Annotated in this window: 16 protein-coding genes; 9 read left to right on the forward strand and 7 right to left on the reverse strand. The window is 48.8% G+C overall.

Annotated elements, in window-relative coordinates; all coding sequences use genetic code 11:
* Positions 1–32: 32 nt before the first annotated feature.
* Entirely contained in the window at positions 33–770 is a 738-nt protein-coding gene (locus tag C7R93_RS07195; protein ID WP_106838173.1) for a YheC/YheD family protein, read from the reverse strand.
* A 227-nt stretch (positions 771–997) separates the two neighbouring features.
* Between C7R93_RS07195 and C7R93_RS07200 the strand changes: the two genes are divergently transcribed.
* Positions 998–1,744 carry an IclR family transcriptional regulator gene (locus C7R93_RS07200; RefSeq protein WP_106838174.1) on the forward strand — a complete coding sequence of 249 codons (747 nt, stop codon included), beginning with the start codon at positions 998–1,000 and terminating at the stop codon, positions 1,742–1,744.
* A 74-nt stretch (positions 1,745–1,818) separates the two neighbouring features.
* Here C7R93_RS07200 and C7R93_RS07205 read toward each other — a convergent pair whose 3' ends face one another.
* The gene (locus tag C7R93_RS07205) at positions 1,819–2,781 is read right to left on the reverse strand and encodes an NAD(P)-dependent alcohol dehydrogenase (protein WP_106838175.1); all 963 of its coding nucleotides are present in this window, start codon (positions 2,779–2,781) and stop codon (positions 1,819–1,821) included.
* 336 nt (positions 2,782–3,117) lie between these two features.
* Between C7R93_RS07205 and C7R93_RS29930 the strand changes: the two genes are divergently transcribed.
* The 5 genes from C7R93_RS29930 (at position 3,118) to uvrA (ending at position 9,007) form a co-directional block, all read left to right on the forward strand.
* Entirely contained in the window at positions 3,118–3,486 is a 369-nt protein-coding gene (locus C7R93_RS29930; protein WP_146142413.1) for a hypothetical protein, read from the forward strand.
* On the forward strand, positions 3,471–4,502 hold the full coding sequence (locus tag C7R93_RS07210) for a radical SAM protein (protein WP_146142414.1): 1,032 nt from the start codon (positions 3,471–3,473) through the stop codon (positions 4,500–4,502). Before C7R93_RS29930 ends, C7R93_RS07210 begins: the two co-directional genes overlap by 16 nt.
* 576 nt (positions 4,503–5,078) lie before the next feature.
* A complete protein-coding gene (locus C7R93_RS07215) occupies positions 5,079–5,711 on the forward strand; it encodes a TetR/AcrR family transcriptional regulator (protein WP_106838177.1) in 633 nt (210 codons plus the stop codon).
* Between the two features lie 9 nt (positions 5,712–5,720).
* Positions 5,721–6,224 carry a DUF4188 domain-containing protein gene (locus C7R93_RS07220; RefSeq protein ID WP_106838178.1) on the forward strand — a complete coding sequence of 168 codons (504 nt, stop codon included), beginning with the start codon at positions 5,721–5,723 and terminating at the stop codon, positions 6,222–6,224.
* 341 nt (positions 6,225–6,565) lie between these two features.
* Entirely contained in the window at positions 6,566–9,007 is a 2,442-nt protein-coding gene (uvrA, locus tag C7R93_RS07225) for an excinuclease ABC subunit UvrA (RefSeq protein ID WP_106838179.1), read from the forward strand.
* 43 nt (positions 9,008–9,050) lie between these two features.
* Here the strand turns inward: uvrA and C7R93_RS07230 are convergent, their stop codons facing one another.
* From C7R93_RS07230 to acnA, 5 genes are all read right to left on the reverse strand, one after another.
* Positions 9,051–9,374 carry a DUF3892 domain-containing protein gene (locus C7R93_RS07230; RefSeq protein WP_106838180.1) on the reverse strand — a complete coding sequence of 108 codons (324 nt, stop codon included), beginning with the start codon at positions 9,372–9,374 and terminating at the stop codon, positions 9,051–9,053.
* Positions 9,375–9,444: 70 nt separating this feature from the next.
* Entirely contained in the window at positions 9,445–10,251 is an 807-nt protein-coding gene (locus C7R93_RS07235) for a DUF2785 domain-containing protein (protein WP_106838181.1), read from the reverse strand.
* A gap of 110 nt (positions 10,252–10,361) precedes the next feature.
* Positions 10,362–11,954, reverse strand: coding sequence for an alkaline phosphatase family protein (locus C7R93_RS07240; RefSeq protein WP_106838182.1), 1,593 nt, complete (start codon positions 11,952–11,954; stop codon positions 10,362–10,364).
* 77 nt (positions 11,955–12,031) lie between these two features.
* On the reverse strand, positions 12,032–13,213 hold the full coding sequence (gene alr / locus C7R93_RS07245; protein ID WP_106838183.1) for an alanine racemase: 1,182 nt from the start codon (positions 13,211–13,213) through the stop codon (positions 12,032–12,034).
* Between the two features lie 241 nt (positions 13,214–13,454).
* Positions 13,455–16,184, reverse strand: coding sequence for an aconitate hydratase AcnA (gene acnA / locus C7R93_RS07250; RefSeq protein ID WP_106838184.1), 2,730 nt, complete (start codon positions 16,182–16,184; stop codon positions 13,455–13,457).
* Between the two features lie 288 nt (positions 16,185–16,472).
* Here acnA and C7R93_RS07255 point away from each other — a divergent pair, with 288 nt between their 5' ends.
* Genes C7R93_RS07255 through C7R93_RS07265 form a run of 3 tightly spaced genes read left to right on the forward strand, consistent with a single transcriptional unit; the run spans position 16,473 to position 19,963 of the window.
* Positions 16,473–18,230 (forward strand): ABC transporter ATP-binding protein, encoded by a 1,758-nt coding sequence (locus C7R93_RS07255; protein ID WP_106838185.1) that lies wholly within the window; start codon positions 16,473–16,475, stop codon positions 18,228–18,230.
* Between the two features lie 3 nt (positions 18,231–18,233).
* Entirely contained in the window at positions 18,234–18,908 is a 675-nt protein-coding gene (locus C7R93_RS07260; RefSeq protein ID WP_106838186.1) for a response regulator transcription factor, read from the forward strand.
* Positions 18,905–19,963: a sensor histidine kinase gene (locus C7R93_RS07265; protein ID WP_106838187.1), complete on the forward strand. Its 1,059-nt coding sequence runs from the start codon at positions 18,905–18,907 to the stop codon at positions 19,961–19,963. The genes C7R93_RS07260 and C7R93_RS07265 overlap by 4 nt, the downstream gene beginning before the upstream one ends.
* Positions 19,964–20,018 lie beyond the last annotated feature (55 nt).

The raw sequence follows: 20,018 nt of genomic DNA on the forward strand, positions 1-20,018 counted from the left end.
AAGGGGAGCCGCAATAGAACGGCTCCCTTTTCTTATACGTGTCGTCGGTATGCACATATGGTGTTGTACATGGATTTGTCGGCAAGCTTCAGGAACAGAGTGATGTCCGGTCGCAGATTGGCTTCAATAATCCACACTCGTCCACTTGCGTCAATGCCCATATCCAGCCCAAAGACTTTCTGGTTCGTGTAATAGCGTGCCAATCGATTCGCAGCGAGTAGGGCGATTCTTCGCAGGCGGGCAATGATCGTGGAGGAAGAAGCACCGCGAATGGAAGAGCGCTGAATAGCTGTGCGGATCGGCAGCACCCTTCCCTTGCTTCTTTTGACATTGGTGATGATATAGCCCAGGCCTGCTACTTTTGCAAGCATTCCCGTGACGACCCAAGGAGAGCCTGGTCTTCTTTGGACCATCACTCTTACATCGAACAAGGAACCATTGACGCGTGCCAGCGAAATACCGCGCTGAATCAGGTAAGGGGTCGTTATTTTGCTGCGCAGATATCTGTATGTCTCCGACTTGCCACGCAATGTGCGGTGTGAAGGTCCACGCTGGACGCGGTAACGGCTCTTGGCTTTCCGTGTGACGAGCATGACGCCAGCACCACCACTTCCGCCTGCTGGCTTGACGATCACCTTTTTGTATTGATCCAGAAAAGCATGCAAAGACTGTTTGGAAAAACGACGTGTCTGGGGTAAGGCCGAGACAAGCGAAGGGCTTGCCCGGAGCACGCTATGCTTGGTCAGTTTGGATTCGCTCTTTTTGCTCAATGAGTTCATTCCCCCAATCGAGAATGGAAACGGTGAAATCTTGCTGTCAGTGTATGTCCTGTCTGGTTTCAGCGCTTGTGGGAATGTCCTCGTGAACAGAAAATAGGTAGGGGAGCTTCCGGATTCGCTCTTTACTATGCTTTATTTTTTCGTATACTGAAAAGTAGCATATTCGTTTCATCAGACGAAACGATCGGAACAAAGTAGGAAGCAGGTGTCAAACACTTATGGAAGAAGAACAAAAAGCAAACGTTCGGGCAGTCGATCGGGCTTTGGATATCCTGCTCTGTTTTACGGACGCTACGGATCTGGGCCTGAGCGAGATAGCGAGTCGACTCTCCTTGCATAAAAGTACCGTGCATCGTTTGCTGGCAACGCTGGAGAACAAAGGGTTTCTGATACGAGATGTTCAAACGGAGAAGTACCGACTTGGGTTTCGGGTTTGGGAGTTATCCGCCAATCTGTCGCAAAACGATGATCCAGCGATATTGCTGTTGCCGGAGATGGAGCGCTTGCGGGATTTGGTGGAGGAAACGATCAGTCTGTACGTGCGGGATGGAAACGAGCGGATACGCGTACAGGCAGTCCAAAGTAAGCAACCGATTCGCAGGGTGGCGCCAATCGGAGCGCGTATGCCACTTGCGGTGGGGGCATCCAGTAAAGTACTTGTTGCCTATGCAGAGCCTTACATTTTACAGGAAGTCATCAGTGACCCGAATTGGCCTGACTATGTGAACAAGGAGTCTTTTATTGAACAATTGGATCAAATCAGGAAGCAAGGCTTCGCGACCAGCGTGGAGGAACGGGAGCTGGGGACAGCAGCTGTTGCCGTTCCGATATTCAACCGCAACGGACAATTGGTAGCGTCTATTGCGGCGTCGGGTCCTTCCAACCGCCTAACTCCTGAAAAAATGAGCCAATATGCGCCTTACATCATGGAGGCAGCCTATCGGATGGGAAAAATGATGAAATAACGAAGAAGCCAGTCAAAACACGAAGAGAATGTGTTTTGATTGGCTTTATTTTTTGTCCGATCGATACGTACTCATTATCGGACGGTTAACACCACGTTGCCTTTCTTGTGCCCCAGCTCCACATAGGAGTGGGCATCTGCTGCTTGCTCTAGCGGATAAATGCGATCGATAATGGAACGCAGCTTGCCAGCCTCGATCAGCTCCTTTACATACCTCAAGTCTTCCGCGTTTTCCTTCGCGGTTCCGCCAATCACCTTCTTACCGCTCGTCATGTTCGTCCAAATCCCGCGGATGATTGGAAGAGGGCTAAAATGGACAGCTCGCAGGTAGAAGCCGTTCGGTGTCAGTCGCTCGACGCATGCCTGAAACGGACTCTTTCCAACCGTATCGAAAATGATATCGTAGACCGTATCGTCGTCCGCGAAGTTCTCTTTTGTATAATCAATGATCCGATTGGCCCCCAACGATCTTACCAACTCCACATTGGATGTGCTGCATACTCCGGTCACTTCCGCACCGAAATGCTTGGCGAGCTGCACCGCATACGTCCCGACGCTGCCAGAAGCACCGTATACGAGCACGCGCCTGCCGGGCTGGATATTGCCTTTCCGGAGAAATTGCATAGCTGTATAGGCACCGACCGGAACCGCTGCTGCTTCCTCAAACGTCATGTTCGCAGGCTTCAGTGCAATACAACCGGTCTCAGGTAGGCATTTGTATTCGGCATACGCGCCGAAGCCGTTTCCGCAGGCAGCATAGACGGCATCCCCCGGCTTAAACTGGGTCACACCACTGCCCGTTGATTCGACCACCCCGGCTAATTCGAAGCCGAGAATCTTGACTTTCTTCGGTTTCCACAGACCATTGAACATGCGTGCCAGGAAAGGATCTGCCTTGCGTAAGCGCCAATCCCCCGCTGCTGCGGTTGCAGCATAGACTTTGATTAATATCTCGTCGTCCTTTGGTACTGGCGTGGCAACATCCTGAAGCTGCAAGACATTTGGTGGCCCGTATTGCTCGTATACGATTGCTTTCATCTCTTTCCCTCCAATCAACCTCAGCTGTATTCCTATTTTATACGGTGTAAGTAGATGATAGTTCCCAAACATAAGAATAGTATGGGGTATTTTGTAATTTTAAGTGAGTTTATCCCATACGATGTTGCATGTTTTGATTGGATGAAAGAAAAAACAGGTAAAGGGTGCAAGCCGTGCACAATGGATCATAGTGGGAAGAAGGGAAGCAAGAAGGTCGAACCTCCAAGAATTGAGCTGTATATGTATTCTTTGAATCAGGAATTCCCCGTTGGCAAAGGGCATGCAAGCTTCCTAAAGCGACATTCCGAGGTCAAGGCTGACGTGACGGGGGACTTAATGGGCATTGAAACGGTGGAATCCGAGGTTTTCCGGCTGCCTGTCATGGATTGGAGTGTGCAATGGATTTCAAACCAGTGGATCACGAATTACACGAAACTGGCTGGGATGGGATTAAGAGAAGATGTTGACCCGATGTACACAGCTATCGTTCGCAAGGAGGATTTTGGAGCAATCCTATTTGAACCCAGATCCGACCGTGTTTTTAAGCTGAACAAATCTGGCTTGGCACTCTATTATGAGCTTCGAATTGCCTATCAAAGAGGAAACCGAGACTTCGAGAACTTCACGTCTGAATTATTCTCAGAACACGATGTGGCTTGTTTTGTAGCGTTTCTAAAGGGGGCAGGCCTGTGGATCCCGCAATAAACACTCGTGCCCCGTTGAGGGCTCCCTTCGCCGTATGTCTGTGGTTGACAGACTACTGCAACTTGGCGTGCAAATACTGCTACGCCATGCCATTTCAAGGCAAGAGGATTGATACGGGAAGGGTATTGGAACTAATTGATGAGTTAATCGAATTAGGTGTCTTCGACTTGACATTGGCCGGAGGGGAACCGTTGCTGCATCCTGATGTAATGGACATCATACATCATAGCGTAAAGGGCGGGCTCCGGGTTGGTGTACTGACGAACGGAACGATGGTCAATCAGAAATTTTGCGAAGAGCTGGAAGAGCTCGTCAGTGAAAAAAATTTTATTCTCCAGGTTTCGCTCGACTCCATTGATCCGACGATCAATGATGTTTCAAGAGGCCGAACTGAGGAAGTGGTTCGCAATATCCGGGCTTTAAAAGGGACAAAGATGCAAGTTCAACTCTCTTGTGTCGTCCACAAACTCAACGCGGCCACTGCCCATCTCCTAATTGAAGAGTTCTACCCCGATATTAAACGCTTTCATTTTTTGAATATTCAGCGTACGGTGCAGGCACTCAAACACCCTGAGCTGCTTCTCGATGAAGAGGATGCTTTTCAGTTTTGGATGAATCTGAATGAGTATTCGCGGCAGTTTCCGCCTGACCTGTTCCTTCCTTCTCTGCGCATACAGATGCGGTCCCGTGGTTCCGCCCATGTAGAGCCGGAATTTTCTCTGAGTGACGAGGCAGGCTTTGAGTGCAGCTCATGTTCGGCTGGCTGGACACACCTAAATATCACGACTGACTTTGATGTGTTGGGATGTGACATTGCCAAAGATTATATAAGAATGGGGAACGTTCGCCATCGTTCCTTCTATGATGTGTGGCACTCTCCAGAGGCTCATGCCGTCCGCAACGCACCTTTCCCCGCCTGCTACAGGATCAAGGGGCCCACAGGCGAGAGATTAGAAGACTGGCTAAAAGTAGAATATAAGCATGCCGTTGGTACCAGCGAACGCGAGCAGGGGTGACAAAAACCAGAAGTATGTGGAATACGTATAAGCGTGATTCTTTTCAGGGAGATGGTTCAGGGAATCCGACTTTCCGAAACGGTAAGGGTTTTTTTAAAAAATAATGAAGAGAGCCGGGGCGGACGAAATGATGTTGATCTTTGTGTTTTTCCTCCCGCTCATCTTATCTACATCAAATAAGTACTTGAAAAACAACCAGAACAAATAGGAGCATCAAAGCCGGATTACCACGGGTTGGTGTTCCTTTTTTGTTTTAGCCAGCCGATGATACATAAGAAAACAGGTATGACGATTTGAAAAGGAAGGTGGACTTTCTTACTTGGCAAAGTGCCTTTCTCCTCATACTCGCACAAGATGTGTTCTCAACTTTTCCTCGGATTGTCCTCACCGGAATTTTGTCAATGGTAGAGATAATATCCATTACATTTTTGACACTCACATCAATAGGTTGGCATGCTTTCGAGTGCTTCCTATTATGTGTCATGTGTAATGAAAGAGGGTTGTATAAAAACTTTACTTAAGTTAATTTATGTACTATGATAAATAAAAGCGGAAATGTGGAAAAAGGAGTACAAGATGGCAGAAGCATTATCGTTACGTGAGAAAAAGAAAGCAAAAACCAAATTCGCCCTTCTGGATGCTGCCTTGGAGCTGATGGGCGACGGGAGCTTCCGAAATGTACTGGTTGATGACATTTGCGAACGAGCAGAGGTGTCGAAGGTCACGTTCTTTAAATTTTTCCCGCAGAAGGAAGAGCTCTTGATTTATTACATGAGCATATGGCAAGCAGAGTGCTTCGTTGAGTTGCGGAGTACTGGCAAGAGAGGTTGGGAAGCCGTTCGGCATATTTTTGCCAAGGTTACGCGTGATAGCGAGAAGCAACCAGGGATCATGCTTAGCCTTATCAGCTTTTTAGCCGAGCAAAAAATGCACCCGTGTGTACAGATTTTATCTGATGCTGAATTGTATTTGCGCTTTTCCGAGCATGAAGAGAGAGAAGCCATTAGAGCCACTGATCTGCATCAAATTTTGCAAAAGTGCGTGCAAGAAGCAGCCGAAGATGGTCAGCTTGCCCTTCACCTGTCAGAGGAGGAAGCCGTTATTTTGCTATTCTCGATGTTTTACGGAGCCTATCTGACTGCACATTTGTTCCATGTCACTGATTATATGGGTTGTTACGAGCTGCACCTCAAATCTTTGTTAAGGTAGGGGAGTCGGATGGCAAAAGTAGTTCCAGGGCGTTTTACAGCACAAATGGAAGGACCTTTCGTCGTATTTATCATCGGGATGCGAATCAACCGTATGCTTGCGGTTCACAAGTGGATGCCAGTGGCCAACGCGATGGGAGGCATGATGCGAGAATTGTATCAGCACCCGGAGCTCGGACTTTTGGGTCATACTTCGCATTTTAATCTGCGTGAAATCACCCAAATCCAGTACTGGCGATCCTATGAGCATCTGGAAAATTACGCGAGAAAAAGCCACAATCATCTGAGCGCGTGGAGGAAGTTCAACCAAGCGGTAGGGACGGATGGAACGGTTGGGATTTTTCACGAGACGTATTTGGTTGAAGCGGGAAAATATGAATGCCTTTACGGAAATATGCCTGTCTGGGGATTGGCCAAGGCAGGAGAGCATCTACCGGCCGTGGGAAAAAGGGAGACGGCACGCCGTCGCTTGGGCGGTGAGAACGAGCCAGCGATTCCAACTCCTACACAATAAAAAGGCACCTCGGAAGCTATGATACATCCTGCCGCAAACTAGTGGCCCTTCTTCTTTTTAGACCTTGCAGCATTGGATCGGTTGTCCATCTGCTGCAAGGTCTAAGGAGAAGAGGGCCGTTTTTTTCGTGCTTCGTTATTGCTAAGACGAAGCATGACTAGAAAGTTGTTCGAGAAAAACTTTTAAGTTCCGTGACGGGATTCTTTTTCATTTTAACAGTAGTCATAGAGCCATTTTTGCAATAACCTTGGCACTTGCATGAATGTTATATAGTAGATCAAGCAGGTCAGTCTTCGTCAGGAAAAGGGACTGACATTTCAATCATGAAGGAGGTTTTTTGCATGAAAGACTTGATTCGCATTCGGGGAGCAAGAGAAAACAATTTGAAGAACATATCTCTTGATATTCCCAAGCATCGTCTCGTGGTGGTAACGGGACCATCTGGATCTGGTAAATCGACGCTGGCACTTGATATTCTGCAACGAGAATGCCAACGACAATATATGGAGTCCAGTGGAATGTCATCGGAATCACTCGCGAAACCTCGTGTGGATTCGATCGAAGGACTGTCTCCCTCCATTGCGATCAGTCAACATGTGACCAACCGTAATCCCAGATCGACAGTGGGAACCGTCACAGACATGTATACCTATCTGCGGACAATCTATGAAAAGAAGGGGGAGAGACGCTGCTATAAGTGTCACGTACCCATAGCACCTGCGGCCAATGGCGGAGAAACAGAAGCCGTTACGTGCCCCGTATGTGCCCATATCCATCTCCCTCTGACCAAAGCAGATTTTTCGTTCAATACGCCCCAAGGTGCTTGCCCGACTTGCAGTGGATTGGGAACGGTCGTCGATATTGATGTGGAAGCTGTGTTTGATGAAACGAAGAGCATTCGAGAAGGAGCGGTTACCTTTTGGTACGAGGCGATTAATGAATATCAGGCTAGCGTACTGGAGGGGGCAGGAAAACATTACGACCTGCCGATGAATCTGCCATTGAACGAGTACAACGAAGCACAGTGGGATTTGCTCAAGTATGGCGTGGAGAGCGAGGAGTTTACTCGACACTTCCCTTCTGTTCAGCCCCCGAAAACGGTAGGAAAAGGAAGGTTTAAAGGGGTCATCACAGGCATGTGGCAACGATATAAGGAAAAAGGTGGGCAATCCGGCGAAGCTGCTTACTTTCTTACCCAACCTTGTCACGACTGCCATGGTGAGAGGTTAAAGGAGGAGAGTCGCCTCGTCACAGTCGAAGGCAGGACGCTGCCGAGCCTATCGAAAAGCTCGTTGGAGGAGCTGGGGGATTGGGTGGAGAGTGTCCACACGCGATCTGTTGACGAAGAAGACACGATTTTGGAGGCTGTCCTTCATGATTTGCTCATCAAAATCAGGCGAGTCCTCCATGTGGGGCTGGGCTACTTGACCCTAGATCGGCAAGCCATCTCTCTTTCTGGTGGTGAAGCACAGCGATTGCGGCTCGCTTCCATACTCGGCTCTGGCTTGACGGGTGTTCTCTATTTGCTGGATGAACCGACATCGGGTCTGCATCCAAAAGACACGGATGGACTCGTGAAGGTCATGAAGGAGCTGCGTGATTTGGGTAACACCGTGTTACTCATCGAGCATGATCAACGAGTGATTCAAGAAGCGGATCACGTGATTGATGTGGGGCCAGGAGCAGGACGTTTTGGCGGCGAAATCGTCGGGCAAGGTTCGTTGAAAGAATTGCTGAACCAACCGCATTCTGTCACAGGGCGCTACTTGAAAGAACAGCGAGTACTGTCGTCCAAAGAGCGCAAAGGAACAGGCGAGTGGATCACCATTCAAGGGGCCACATTGCACAATTTGCGCGATGTGACGGTATCGTTCCCACTGGGAAGGCTGGTAGCAGTCTCGGGTGTCTCAGGCTCGGGTAAATCGACACTTGTCTACGATTTGCTGGCAGTGGCTGCCGAGAAGCGAATCGGAAAAGCAGCAGGGTGCCGTGCGATTACGGGACTTGAAGCCATTCAAAGCGTGATTACAGTGGATCAGTCGCCTCTATCACGCATGCAGCGCTCCAATGTCGCTACGTACGTCGACTTGTATACGCTCTTGCGCAAAATATTCGCCGCCTTGCCAGCAGCCAAAGAGCGTGGTTTGGATGCCAAGCACTTTTCATTCAATACGCCGGGTGGAAGATGTGAGCGCTGCGAGGGACTGGGTCAAGTGGAAGTGGACATGCATTTTCTATCCAATTTGCAGGTCGTCTGCCCGGATTGTCGAGGAAAAAGATTTCGTTCTGAGGTCTTGGAGGTAATGTACCAAGACTATGCCATTTCCGATATATTGATGCTTAGTATTGAGGAGAGCCTCTCTTTGTTCAGCGAGCAAAAGAAGATGGCGCAATTGCTGACCCTGCTGTGTGAGGTAGGACTCGGCTACTTGCAATGGGGGCAGTCCGTGACGACCTTGTCCGGTGGTGAAGGACAACGGTTGAAGCTAGCCAGGGAGCTGAGTGCTTCTTCTACAGGTCATACGCTATATCTACTGGATGAGCCTTCGACGGGCCTGCATCCGATTGACATCGAGAAGCTTCATGTACTCTTGAGCAAATTGGTCGATGCCGGAAATACAGTGATTATGGTCGAGCACAACACAGAATTGATCGCAGCTTCTGATTGGGTGATTGATATGGGACCTGGAGGAGGTACTTCTGGAGGGAGCGTCGTTGCGAGCGGAACGCCAAAAGAAGTAGCAGCCACGAAAGAATCGATTACCGGAAAGTTTATCCACTAACAAAAAGGTCGCCCCGATTCTGCTGTGGGCGACCTTTTTGCTGTCAAAAGTCGGGCAGACGATCCAAATTGTTTTCCTTGATTCCGTCAGGCTCACTCCGTAGAATGTCTCTCCCGTACTTGTGAAACACATCTACATGAGCCAGCTTGCCAGCCTTTGCATCGTTGAGTGCGGTGATATAGTCGAGCTCACGGCCTGCGTCTGTTTTAAAGGCGATCAAGTCTCCATCGTCGTTTTTCCTTACGGCCACGATTTGCTCTTTTCCTGTATTCGCCAGCGGACGGTTACCTTTATTTTCCTGGATCGCCTGTTGTTCTCCAGCATTTTTGTACGTTTCATAAATTTGTTCAAAGCTCTGTTGATCCATGCATCATCCCTCCTCTTTAGTAGGGTGTCTAAAATAGAGGAGAACATGTATTCGTTTTGGTTTTCAGGGACTATGCTCGCTGTGCACTTAGAGGAAGTAAGGTCGCTGCTATCCGCTTATACTTTTCCTGATCGTGAATGCGATAGTACAAGCTCCGCAAAAAGTTTTTCACATTGATTCGCACCGTATACGCTTCAATGGAATAGCTATTATCCAAACGATTCGCAAAACTCCGAACCCAACCATCGATATCATCCAAAGAGAGTTCATCACGATTCCAGACAGAAAGGACGGCAGTCACCAAGCGCTCATCTTCTTCGTGCGCATAAACTGACTTCGCCCCTGCGATTGTTTCACGGATGACTCCGAGAATTTGCTTCAGGTCAGTCTTATCCAGTTCACTGCATTGGGCCAGGTCATCGAGAGCGTCTGCAGCATGAGCGGTAGCATGTGCCCAGCCTTTTTCTTCCACATAGCCTCGCAGGTCTGTTTCTTGTCGTATGTAAGAGAAAAGTTTGTCTTTTACGTAATAGATCGCTTCTTTGGCGAGAAAGGGATGGTTCCGATGCAGGATCAGGATAAGGGGAAGCAATAAAACGGAAAAAGAGCGCGTGAATACCGAGTCTGTTCCATTTTCACCTATCCGATAAAATAAATGCTGGTCGTCAAGTGCAATTGCTAGCAGCTCTTGCAGTTGTTCAGGGGAGAGCACTCCTTCCTCGATCCAATGAGAAAACGTAGAATAGATGAGTTCATCACGCAGCTGGGGATCGGGTGAACCGATGTGTGCAATCATTTCGAGGGTTAATTCAAAAGCATGTGGCGGCGCGAGAAAGCTATTCGCCCGAATCGCGAGCAAGGATTCTTTTAATGACATCTTCTCAGCTCCTTTATTTCCCTAATTTTACAACAATGAGGGTGATGAAGGAATAAAAAGAGAAGAGGGCAGATAGCTGGAGCCCGCCCTTTCCCTAAAAGCTGATTCACTTATTCGGTTGTCAGGCGCAGCAGCCAGTCTTTCATGTCGACGAGTCGCAGTGTTTGGGGTCGTGTGGTTGTCCCGGTTACCAGCAGGGGAACGAGTGAATCCACCTCGTGCAAGGAACCGTGTGCCGCTCCGCCGATATGGGTGGGGGAACTTTCCGTAATGAGCTCATGCCCAGGCTGAACAGTTACGATCACATACCTACCTTCATGAGAATTCATCGCGCCGTAGAGCCTCGCCAAGACGTCCGGATATTTCCCATACGTGATCCGGTTCTTGTTGATGGTGATATCGAGCAGAGTCGGATCACCGCTGAAGGTCCATGCTTGACCATATGGATCAGTATAGGGTCCGTTTGGTCGGTAGGTAAACTGCCGGTTGATCTTGCCTGCCGTAACGACAATTTTTTTGTCTTCCTTCCTCGCAATGATGTCCAGCTTCGGTTCACGCTGCAAACGTTTTACGATATCGGGTAATGGAATACTCGGGTCAAGGGCATAAATATAGGCCATCCGTTCGTTGGTCGAAATGACGATTTGGTCAGTGGGTGTGACAGGCTGACTAATTTTGGCTATTTGATAGTCGGTCAATAAGCTGCGCAAGTCAATGGTAGCCGCCTGGCGATCATCAAGGACAGCGCTCTGGGCACTGTCTCCCATGACGATCCACCGCGCTTCTTTGATGGCCTTGTCCCACGAACCAAAAGTATCAAGCACGGTTTGCAGCGCTTTATCTGCTTTTTCAACCCCTTCAATGGTAGCGGTTCCCTTCATATGTACCTCCATGTCGTTTTCCGGAAAGTACGTAATGGTAAGAGGAGGGAGCTTCTTGTTGGTGATGAGATAATTGATCTCCTGGGCGGAAAACTCATCGTTCATTCCGTATTTTCGCCAAATGCGCTTTTCACTCTTTTGATTTGGATCAAGCTGGGCAAATGCTGCATACGACAGCAGTTTTGGCCCATTCACATTCACCTCGCCCGGCAAACGCGTACTGAATTCAATGAGACGGGGAATCTGTAAGGTGTGTGCTGTTTTGCCTCGCCATATAATTCCATTGATCGAAGCGGTATCCTTGCCTTTTTCCGCCAGTTCTTCATGAATGGTTTTCGTTTTCGGATTGAGCTGGACCAGGTTCAATTGCTGAAGGATATCTAGTAGCACTTGTGGCTGATCGATTTTCAGACCCTCTTTGGGACCGTACCCGTAATAAATCATCCGTTTTTCCTTGTTGCTGAACCAGGATAATCCCGGTACATGATGCTGATTGGCATACGTCCCAGTAAGGAGGGTGCTGTCGATGGTTACCGACATGGTAGGAAATGAGCTCACCACCTGCGGGTAATAGCGCCCGTTTGCAATCAAATAAGCCAAAGCAGGAGCGCGGCCTTGCCGGATCGCTTCTTGGAGTGATTTGTCCATTAATGAATCAATGAGAATGAGCAAGATAGGCTTTTGCGATTCAGATCTCTCGGCTGAGGGCTGGGTCTTAAGGCTATGCTGACGGATGTGGGAAGCTGAGTCTGGCTTACAGCCGATCACAGACAGACTCAGCGCCAGCAGGAGAAGGGTGGCGTATGCGAATCGCGACTTCATGTTTCGGTTCCTTTCCGCGAATTGGTTTTCCCTATTTTTTTGTTTTCACGGAAAAATTATTCACATGGCTGCCTCATTTAACCTTCCGGCAACAGATGAGAGATCTCTACAGCCACCCCCTTTTCCAAAAACAAACGAGGGATGCGATTGCTGAGGGTGGCAACGACTTCATAGTTGATCGTCCCGAGCATTTCGGCAATCTCGTCGACAGTAATCTCTCCCTTTCCTTGCTTGCCGTAAATCACGACCTCATCGCCTTGCTTTCCACTGCCCTCTCCCAAGCTGACCATCAGCTGATCCATCGTTATTCGCCCTGCGATCGGCAAACGTTTGCCGCGATACAGAACAAAACCTCGGTTAGAGAGTGCACGCGAATAACCGTCGGCATAACCGATTGGAATCGTCCCGATGACCTCTCCACGCTTTGCTATGTATGTAGCGCCGTAACTGATGGTAAACGGTGCGGTCAGCATGGTCTTTACATAAGAGAAGCGAGATTTTAAGCTGAGTGCCGGAACTAGTTTGACACGATTCAATTGTCGGATATAAGCGGATGGATACAGCCCGTACATGCCGATTCCGAGGCGGATCATATCGGCGCTGAATTCGGGAAAGGCAATAGTAGCAGCGGTATTGCACATGTGCACGGTCGGAAGCTCGAAGCCTCGTTCCTTTAGATAACGAAGATCATTTACAAATAATTCATGTTGCACTCTGGTCAATGTGTGATCAGGTTCATCCGCAGTGGAAAAATGAGTGAAGATTCCCGTCCATGCAAGTGCAGAGCTTGCCGTTAACGCCTTCACGACTGAAAGCAACCCGGATTTTGTTCGTACGCCCAAACGTCCCATGCCGGTGTCTACGTTGATATGGATATTCAAACGATTGGGAAAACCCGTTGATTTGACAATTTTATCGGCTTTTTTGATCCAATCGGCCTGAAACGCGGACAGTTCTATATTCCAGGCGACCGCTTCTTTGACACGTGAAAGAGGAGTGAATCCCAGCACGAGTATAGGTGCTACAATTCCCGCCTTTCGTAAGACGATGCCTTCTTCCAGGATGGCAACAGCGAGGGAAGTAGCCCCGTAGGTGAGGGCATGGCGTGCTACTCCGACAGAACCATGGCCATAGGCATTCGCTTTTACAACCGCCATGATTTTGGTCTGTTTAGGAATATGCCGACGTATCGCATGAATATTTTTCTTGATGGCATCGAGATTTACTTCAATCCAGGTTTCGCGAAACAGCTTCTTCATCACGAATCCCTCCCTTTTTCTAGGAAACCTGTTCCCTCTTCCATGCGTATTCGCCGCCCTTGCCACTTAAGCGTGGCCTATCAGGAAGAGAAAACAAAAAGCAGGCCATCTGCACGGTGGCCTGCAAACTACAACAATGAGTTGGACTAGAAACGTAAAAAAGAGCAGACTGCCGAGATACTCGGAGTCTGCCCTTTTCGTTGGGTGGGTGCTGATACGAACTTATTTTTTATTCGTTTGCTTACGCAGTTACTGGTTTACCTTCATCCAGCAATTGACGCAGAACCGTTTGCAGGATACCACCATTGCGGTAGTAGTCTACGTCTACCATGGAATCGAGGCGCACGATTACTTCGAATTCGAAAGTGCTGCCGTCTTTCTTGGTCGCTTCTACTTTTACACGTTGACCAGGTTGAACATCATCGGAGAGACCAACAATGCTGAAGGACTCAGTACCGTCGATGCCAAGGGACTTCCAGCTTTGGTCACCAGCGAATTGCAGAGGCAGAACGCCCATACCAACCAGGTTAGCACGGTGAATACGCTCAAAGCTCTCAGCGACAACTGCTTTGATACCCAAGAGGAATGTACCTTTAGCTGCCCAGTCACGGGAAGAACCAGTACCGTACTCTTTACCAGCCAGTACAACGAGTGGAGTACCGTCTGCTTGATACTTCATGGAAGCATCGTAGATGGACATTACTTCGTCAGTTGGCAGGTATTTCGTTACGCCGCCCTCAGTGCCAGGAGCTACTTGGTTGCGGATACGGATGTTCGCGAATGTACCGCGCATCATTACATCGTGGCTACCACGGCGAGCACCGTAGGAGTTGAAGTCTTTGCGCTCTACGCCGTTTGCTTGCAGATACAGACCTGCTGGGCTAGTTGGCGAGATGTTACCCGCTGGGGAGATATGGTCAGTTGTCACAGAATCACCGAAGAGTGCGATGGTGTTCGCTGCTTTGATGTCTGCGATTTTAGCGATTTCTCCAGCCAGGTTTTGGAAGAATGGCGGCTCTTGGATGTACGTGGATTTTTCATCCCACTCGTACAGATCGCCAGTTGGAACGTCGATTTTGTTCCAAGCTTCGTTTTGTGTGAACACTTGGCCGTATTCAGCACGGAACAGAGCTGGATTCATCGCTTTATCCATTGCTGCTGCGATCTCTTGTGGAGATGGCCAGATGTCTTTCAAGAATACAGGTTGACCGTCTTTGCCAGTGCCGATTGGCTCTGTAGTCAGGTCGATATCTACAGTACCTGCCAGTGCATAGGCGATAACCAATGGAGGAGAAGCGAGGTAGTTCGCTTTTACCTGTGCATGGATACGGCCTTCGAAGTTACGGTTACCGGAGAGTACCGCTGCAACTGTCAGATCTTCGTCAGCGATTGCTTTGCTGGTTTCCTCTGGCAATGGACCAGAGTTACCGATGCAAGTGGTGCAACCATAACCAACTACGTTGAATCCGATAGCATCCAAGGAGTCGATCAGACCAGCGTCAGTCAGGTATTGCGTAACTACGCGGGAACCTGGAGCCAGGGAGCTTTTTACGAAAGCAGGCTTTTTCAGGCCTTTTTCTACAGCTTTTTTCGCCAGGATACCTGCACCCAGCATTACGCTAGGATTTGATGTATTGGTACAGGAAGTGATCGCTGCGATTACAACCGCACCTGTTTTCAGCGTAGCTGTTTCACCGTTTGCATAAGCAACTGGTGCGCTAGCTGCGATTTTTTCTTCGGAGAGACCAAATCCGCCTTTGTCGATCGGCGTACGCAAGCTGTTATTGAAGGATTCCTTCATAGCAGTCAGTTCTACGCGGTCTTGAGGACGTTTTGGACCAGCCAAGCTAGGTACGACAGTGGACAGATCCAGTTCCAATGTTTCGGAGAATACTGGGTCTACAGTCTCGTCAGTACGGAAGAGGCCTTGTGCTTTGGTGTAAGTTTCAACCAAGGAGATGAGGTCTTCTTCACGACCGGTTTGACGCATGTAGTTGAGTGTCTCAGCATCTACTGGGAAGAAGCCCATTGTAGCGCCGTACTCAGGAGCCATGTTCGCTACGGTTGCGCGGTCAGCCAGCGAGATGTTGGACAGGCCTGGTCCGTAGAACTCCACGAATTTACCTACAACGCCTTTTTTACGCAGCATTTGCGTAACAGTCAGAGCGAGGTCGGTTGCAGTTGCACCAGCATTCAGTGTGCCAGTCAGTTTGAAACCAACTACTTCTGGTGTTACGAAATACAGAGGTTGGCCGAGCATTCCTGCTTCTGCCTCGATACCACCAACACCCCATCCAAGAACACCAAGACCGTTGATCATAGTGGTGTGGGAGTCAGTACCTACGAGAGAGTCAGGGAAAGCAACCAGTTCGCCATCTACTTCGCGAGTAGCGATTACAGTTGCGAGGTACTCCAAGTTTACTTGGTGAACGATACCAGTAGCTGGAGGAACCGCACGGAAGTTGTCAAACGCAGTTTGTGCCCAACGCAGGAAGCGGTAGCGCTCTTGGTTGCGTTCGAATTCCAATTTCATGTTGTTGTCCAGAGCGGACGCGTTACCGAAATCGTCAACCATGACGGAGTGGTCGATAACGAGGTCAACTGGAACCAATGGGTTGATTCGTTTTGGATCTCCACCAGCGCGCTTCATCGCGATGCGCATCGCTGCCAAGTCAACTACAGCCGGTACACCGGTGAAGTCTTGCAGAACGATACGAGCTGGCATGAGAGGTACTTCTTGGTTTTCGTCGCGGCCTTTTGTCCAGGTCGCCAGTGATTGTACGTGTTCTTTCGTGATTGCACGGCCGTCGAACTGACGAATAGCAGCCTCGAGCAGAACTTTAATGGAGAATGGCAGTTTGGAAACATCGCCCAAACCTTGTTCTTCCAACCCTTGCAGGCGATAGTAAGCAAAAGACTTGTCGCCTACTTGCAGGGATGACTTTACTTTGTAAGCATCTTTGTTAGCCAATGTATACAACCTCCCTATAATAACTTGGAGTTTCATCTGGTGAAACGTTGTTTCGTTTCTTCATTACGAACCTATTATATACGATTTGTTTCCCGGCTTCTACCCCAAATTCATCATTTATATACAAAAATCATAGGTAAAGAAAATTGGATCAGGAACGTCTTCTTATTATAAAGAAGAAAATTGCGCGCACTTCAATTATTATCCCGTTTATATTTCGTTTACATTCATGCCGTATCTTATCTCTTGTAAGTGAAAAGAGTGGAGGAAAAGGGGAGAAATGAACGAATGGAACAGACAAACAGCGTAGCGAAATGGGGAAACTGGCGCCCTTTCTTTCGATTAATCACGGAAACAAAGCCTTCCAAGCTAAAAATCGGTGTCGCGTTGTTCATGAGCATTGCCACCACACTGGTTAGCCTAGTTATTCCGTTGTTTACGAAGGATTTGGTGGACAGCTTTTCCTTATCTACGATTACGACAGGACAGATTATTCTTTTAATCGTTGCCTTTATCGCACAAGCCATTGCGGGAGGGCTGTCTATCTACTTATTAAATCATGTAGGTGAGAGTGTGGTGGCCTCACTCCGTGAACGTCTCTGGAAAAAACTGCTCGTTCTGCCCATCTCTTACTATGATAACAACCGGACAGGTGAAACGATCAGTAGAATGACCAATGATACAGGCGTCGTGAAAAACTTGATTAGTGATCAACTGTCCGGCTTTTTCACAGGATTGATCACGATTGTTGGTTCCGTTGTGACTTTGCTATACCTCGATTGGCAAATGACCTTAACGATGCTGGTTGCTGTGCCGTTGTGCATCGGGATTCTCATGCCGCTTGGCAGTCAGATGTACAAAATTTCAAAAGGACTGCAAGATGAGACAGCCAGCTTTACCACGATTATGAATCAAGTGCTTCAAGAGATGCGGCTCGTCAAATCTTCCAATGCCGAAACACCCGAACTGGGGATGGGAACAAAGGCAATCGGGAATTTATTCCGATTCGGACTGAAAGAAGGAAGAGTCCAAGCTGTCATTGGACCGTTAATGTCCTTTATCCTGATGGTGCTGCTCGTGGTTGTCATCGGCTATGGAGGCATGCGGGTGTCCTCGGGAGCATTGACAGCTGGTGAGCTGGTGGCGTTTATTTTGTATCTGGTGCAAATTGTCATACCGATGGGGCAATTCACACAGTTTTTCACCTCCTTGCAAAAAGCCATGGGGGCCACAGAAAGAATCATTGCGACTCTGGAAGCCGAGGAAGAAGATCTCCTGACAGGAAGGACGCTTGAAAACGCAGGGCTGCCGATTCATGTGAACCATGTGAGCTTCGCGTATGAGAACGGGGAAAAGATTCTCGATGATGTCAGCTTTACGATTGGGGCCGGAAAAGTAAATGCGATTGTCGGACCGAGCGGCAGCGGCAAGACGACGTTGTTTTCCCTGGTTGAAAGGTACTACCAGCCACTGAGTGGAGAAATCAGGCTGGGCAATGATCCTATCACGGATGTTTCCTTGAAGTCGTGGAGAAGTCAAATCGGCTACGTGTCCCAGGAAAGTCCATTGATCGCCGGAACCATCCGAGAAAATATTGGCTACGGGATTTCACGGGCGATTAGCGAAGAGGAACTGAAGCAGGCGGCAAAGATGGCCTATGCCGATCAATTTATTGAGGAATTGCCGAATGGCTATGAGACAGAAGTAGGGGAGCGAGGTATGAAGCTATCGGGCGGACAGCGCCAACGAATCGGCATTGCCCGTGCACTGCTTCGGGACCCGCAAATCTTGATGCTGGATGAAGCGACCTCTAGCTTGGACAGTAACTCCGAGATGATCGTCCAGAAGGCTTTGCAAAATTTAATGAAGGGACGTACCACACTCGTGATAGCCCATCGCTTGTCGACGGTAGTGGATGCCGATCAAATCATCTTTTTGGAAAAGGGAAAAATCACAGGTATGGGCACACATGAAGAGCTTTTTCAAACCCATGAGATGTACCAGGAATTGGCTAGTCAGCAATTGCTCGTAAAAGAGAGGGTGTAGAATGTGACCACGATTATGGTAGTCGACGACGATCCGCATATTCGCGAGCTCGTCAGTGTCTTTTTACGCAATGAAGGTTTTGATATCGTGGAGTCCGCTGACGGACAGGAGGCATTGGATAAACTGGAGTCGGTTGCCGCACAGCTGGTGATTCTTGATATCATGATGCCGAACATGGACGGCTGGGAGCTGTGTCGGCATCTTCGCAAGCATTATGATTTTCCCTTGCTCATGCTAACTGCAAAGGGAGAGACATCACAAAAAATCAAAGGCTTCGAGCTAGGGACAGACGATTATTTGGTGAAGCCGTTTGATCCGCAGGAGCTGGTAGTTCGGGTAAAAGCGCTGCTCAAGCGTTACCGGATTGCCGCTTTGCATCAGGTTCAGGCAGGACGACTGTTACTCGATCGTAAAACGTTTGCAGTCGGCAGTGGTACGAGGACATGGACCATCCCGCTAAAGGAGTTCGAGCTGTTGTTCAAACTGGCCAGCTATCCGGGGCAGACCATTTCCCGCGAGCAACTGATCGAACAAATCTGGGGGTATGATTTTGAAGGAAATGAGCGAACAGTAGACGTGCATATCAACCGATTGCGGGAGCGTTTTCCGGAAGCCGAGTACGGCTTTTTAATCCGGACGGTCCGGGGACTTGGTTATCGTTTGGAGATCGTCGTATGAAAAAGAGAAGGCCAGAACGTTCCCATATTTTGCTGAAAATCGCAGGCGTAGTGGGCTTATGTGCTGTTTTTGCCGTGTGCGGGCTAGGTGCATACGGGATTACCTCTCTCTTTTATGGCTATATGGGCTATCATCCCCATGATCTTGTAAAAGCGTTGGTCAATTCAGTTTTGAGCTGCATTTTGTTTATCGGGGTAGGCATGATCATTTCTTTCTTCACCATGCCGAGGCATCGGGGCAGGTTTCAACCATTAATTGATGCGCTCAGACGGATTGCCATGGGGGATTTTCGGGTCAACCTCGATATCAAGCTGGCGCACGAATGGGGGGAGCTGGTGGAGGGCATTAACCACGTGGCGGAGCAATTAAACGAGATGGAGAAACTGCGGCAGGAGTTCATCTCCAATGTTTCCCACGAAATTCAATCGCCTTTGACGTCCATCAGTGGGTTTGCTCGCGCCCTGCACAATGAAAGACTTAGCCCAGAAGAGCGTAAGCGTTACTTGGAGATTATTGAGTCGGAAAGCAAGCGACTGTCCAAAATCAGTGACAACCTGCTAAAGCTCACGGCACTAGAGGGCATCCACCATGATTTAGAGCGGAAACGGTATCGTTTGGACACGCAACTACGTGCAATCATCCTGGCATGCGAACCGCAATGGATGGACAAAGATATCGAAATGGACATTGACTTGGAAAAAGTCGAAATCGTTGCCGACGAAGATATGCTGAACCAAGTCTGGACCAACTTGCTTGGCAACAGCATCAAATTCACGGGAGCAGGCGGGAAAATCAGCGTGAAGCTGGAGACAGTAAATGGACAAGTGCTCGTGAAAATGATCGACACGGGAATCGGGATATCCAAGGAAAATCAGGAGCGCATTTTCGAAAGATTTTTCAAGGCGGACCCATCGCGGAACCGAGCCAATTCGGGCAGTGGCCTGGGGCTAGCGATCGTGAAAAAAATAATCGATTTACATCAAGCCACGATAACCGTTCATAGTGAGGTAGGGAAAGGGACGACGTTTACGATTGTATTTGATCAAACCGCATAAAAAAGCTGCCCCTTCGTCTTGGTGACGGTCTGGGACAGCTTATTTTCATTAGGGA

Origin of the sequence: Brevibacillus fortis, assembly GCF_003013395.1 — a bacterium.
Lineage (GTDB): Bacteria > Bacillota > Bacilli > Brevibacillales > Brevibacillaceae > Brevibacillus > Brevibacillus fortis.

Bases quoted from the DNA above. Each gene is read 5' to 3' on its own strand.
- C7R93_RS07200 (WP_106838174.1), top strand. From the start codon at position 998: ATGGAAGAAGAACAAAAAGCAAACGTTCGGGCAGTCGATCGGGCTTTG.
- C7R93_RS07205 (WP_106838175.1), bottom strand. From the start codon at position 2,781: ATGAAAGCAATCGTATACGAGCAATACGGGCCACCAAATGTCTTGCAG.
- C7R93_RS29930 (WP_146142413.1), top strand. From the start codon at position 3,118: ATGGGCATTGAAACGGTGGAATCCGAGGTTTTCCGGCTGCCTGTCATG.
- C7R93_RS07215 (WP_106838177.1), top strand. From the start codon at position 5,079: ATGGCAGAAGCATTATCGTTACGTGAGAAAAAGAAAGCAAAAACCAAA.
- C7R93_RS07220 (WP_106838178.1), top strand. From the start codon at position 5,721: ATGGCAAAAGTAGTTCCAGGGCGTTTTACAGCACAAATGGAAGGACCT.
- uvrA (WP_106838179.1), top strand. From the start codon at position 6,566: ATGAAAGACTTGATTCGCATTCGGGGAGCAAGAGAAAACAATTTGAAG.
- C7R93_RS07230 (WP_106838180.1), bottom strand. From the start codon at position 9,374: ATGGATCAACAGAGCTTTGAACAAATTTATGAAACGTACAAAAATGCT.
- C7R93_RS07235 (WP_106838181.1), bottom strand. From the start codon at position 10,251: ATGTCATTAAAAGAATCCTTGCTCGCGATTCGGGCGAATAGCTTTCTC.
- C7R93_RS07240 (WP_106838182.1), bottom strand. From the start codon at position 11,954: ATGAAGTCGCGATTCGCATACGCCACCCTTCTCCTGCTGGCGCTGAGT.
- alr (WP_106838183.1), bottom strand. From the start codon at position 13,213: ATGAAGAAGCTGTTTCGCGAAACCTGGATTGAAGTAAATCTCGATGCC.
- C7R93_RS07255 (WP_106838185.1), top strand. From the start codon at position 16,473: ATGGAACAGACAAACAGCGTAGCGAAATGGGGAAACTGGCGCCCTTTC.
- C7R93_RS07265 (WP_106838187.1), top strand. From the start codon at position 18,905: ATGAAAAAGAGAAGGCCAGAACGTTCCCATATTTTGCTGAAAATCGCA.